2 protein-coding genes are annotated in these 2,477 nt (G+C 66.7%); both read right to left on the bottom strand.

Going from position 1 to position 2,477, the window contains the following annotated elements:
• Positions 1–136: 136 nt before the first annotated feature.
• Positions 137–1,675: an L-piperidine-6-carboxylate dehydrogenase gene (gene amaB, locus L0G76_RS15720; RefSeq protein WP_304358071.1), complete on the bottom strand. Its 1,539-nt coding sequence runs from the start codon at positions 1,673–1,675 to the stop codon at positions 137–139.
• Positions 1,676–1,755: 80 nt separating this feature from the next.
• The coding region (locus tag L0G76_RS15715) for an NAD(P)/FAD-dependent oxidoreductase (RefSeq protein ID WP_304358070.1) at positions 1,756–2,477 on the bottom strand (722 nt) is incomplete at its 5' end.

Raw genomic sequence — 2,477 nt, 5'->3', positions numbered from 1 at the left:
CGTCGCGGTCGCGTTGTGTTTCCGTGACCAAGCAGACATCTCGGAGCGAATCTCAAACACAGAAGAAAGCGGGCGCCGGCCGAAAGCCGACGCCCGGATTCTCAGGAACCAGGCCAGCCTCGCTGACTCGCGCCTCTCAGAGGAACTCCACCCCCTGGGCCAGCGGAAGCTCACCCGAATAGTTGACCGTGTTCGTGGCCTGCCGCATATAGGCCTTCCACGAGTCGGTGCCGGATTCGCGGCCGCCGCCGGTCTCCTTCTCACCGCCGAAGGCGCCGCCGATCTCCGCCCCCGAGGTGCCGATGTTGACATTGGCGATGCCGCAGTCCGAGCGGGACAGGAACTTCTCCGAATCTGCCAGCTCCGAAGTGAAGATCGCCGATGACAGTCCCTGCGGCACCCCGTTGTGGATCTCGAGCGCCTCATCCAGATCGTTGTAGGTCACGACGTAGAGGATCGGGGCGAAGGTCTCCGACTCCATCACCGAGGTCTGCGCGGGCATCCGCACGACCGCAGGCTCGACGTAGTGAGCATCGGGCCGGTCTTCGTCGAGGACCCGTCCGCCTCCGCAGAGAACGGTGCCGCCTTCCGACTCGGCCTGTTTCAGGGCCGCCTGCATCGCGTCGTACGACCCCTCATTGATGAGCGGTCCCACCAGTACGCCGTCCTCGGTGGGGGAACCGATACTCAAGGTCTGATAGGCGGCGACGATCTTGTCCACGAAGTCATCGGCGATGGACTCGTGGACGATGAGGCGACGCAGCGTGGTGCACCGCTGTCCGGCCGTGCCTGCTGCGGCGAAGACGACGCCGCGCAGTGCCAGGTCGATGTCCGCGCTCGGGGCCACGATCGCACCATTGTTGCCGCCGAGCTCCAACAGGACCCGCCCGAAGCGCTCGGCCACGACGGGTCCGACCTCACGGCCCATGCGCACCGACCCAGTGGCCGAGACGAGGGCCACGCGCTCATCGCGGACCATGGCATCGCCGATGTCCCGACCGCCGACGAGGACAGGGGCGAGTCCCTCCGGTGCGCCCACCTCGGCGGCGGCGCGGGCCAGCAGGGATTGGGCGCCAAGGGCTGCGAGGACGGCGTTTTCCGAGGGCTTCCACACCACGGCGTCACCGGCGACCAGCGCCAGGGCGGTGTTCCAGGAGTACACGGCGACGGGGAAGTTGAAGGCGGAGATGACACCGACGACTCCGAGCGGATGCCAGGTCTCCATGAGCTTGTGACCGGGACGTTCACTGGGCATCGTCTTGCCCCACAGCTGACGGGACTGGCCGAGGGCGAACTCGCAGACATCGATCATCTCCTGCACCTCACCGGCGGCCTCGGACGGAGTCTTGCCCGCCTCGACAGTGATGATCTTCGCCAGGTCCTCCTTGTGCTCGCCCAGCAGCTGTCCCCAGCGCTGCACCAGCTGACCGCGCACGGGTGCGGGAACGTCGCGCCAGCTCGCGAACGCCTCGGCGGCTGAGGAAATCTTCTCTGCCGCTGAATCTCTGGTGTCCGCGGCCAGTGTGCCCAGGCTCTGGCCGGTGATGGGGGAGCGGGCAGGCAGGCTCGCCGGCGCGCCGGGCCCGGCATTGAGCACGGAGGCCTCGACCCCGCAGGCTTTGAGCCCTGAGGTGAGGAGGTCGGTGATGTCCTGGTCGGTGGGCAGTGCGGTCATTGCTGTCCTTTCGTGGATGTCTCTGCTGGCTGATGTCTATGCTGAAGCGGGTCTGATGGTCGGAGCGTGCGCGCGGTGCGTCAGACGATGTTGAGCTCCTTGCGCAGTCCCGAGGTGGCGAAGCGCCGCTTGTCCAAACCGGAGACGTCGACGAAGGGCTGATAGCCGGTCATGAGATCGGCGATGACCTCTCCGACGGCCGGGCCCATCAGGAACCCATGGCCGGAGAAGCCGCACGCATAGAAGAAGCCGGAGAGCTCCTCGGCCTCGCCGATGAGTGCATTGTGATCGGGAGTCATCTCGTAGAGCCCCGCCCAGCCGCTCTTGGGCTCGACATCGCCCAGGCCCGGAGCGCGCGATTCGATGAGTTCGGCCAGAGTGGGCAGCCAGTCCGGATTCCGTTTGTCATCGAAGTCCCACACATCGGCCTCGTCAGGGCATCCGAAGAGCAGGCCCTGGCCCTCCGGGTGGACGTAGAAGCTCGTGGAGAAGTCGATGGTGAAGGGCATCCGCGACAGGTCGATGCCCAGCGCCGCCTCATCCACGGGTTCGCTGACCATGATCTCCCGGCGCAGGGGCCTGACCGGCAGATCGACCCCGGCTGTCTCGCCGATGAGCCCAGACCAGGCACCGGCGGCACAGACGACCTGCGCACACTCGATCCTGCCCTTGCTCGTCGTCACCGCGGTGACCCTGCGACCGCTGTTCGAACCGTCGCTGCCCACCGAACCGTCACCGCCGCTGTCTTCGAACCCGGTGACCTCGCAGTTCTTGAGCACCTGCACCCCGAGACCCCGTGCGG

Origin of the sequence: Brevibacterium picturae, assembly GCF_030453725.1 — a bacterium.
GTDB classification, from domain to species: domain Bacteria; phylum Actinomycetota; class Actinomycetes; order Actinomycetales; family Brevibacteriaceae; genus Brevibacterium; species Brevibacterium sandarakinum_A.
The sequence above is the reverse complement of the archived record's forward strand: the minus strand, read 5'-3'. Positions and strand labels throughout refer to the sequence as shown.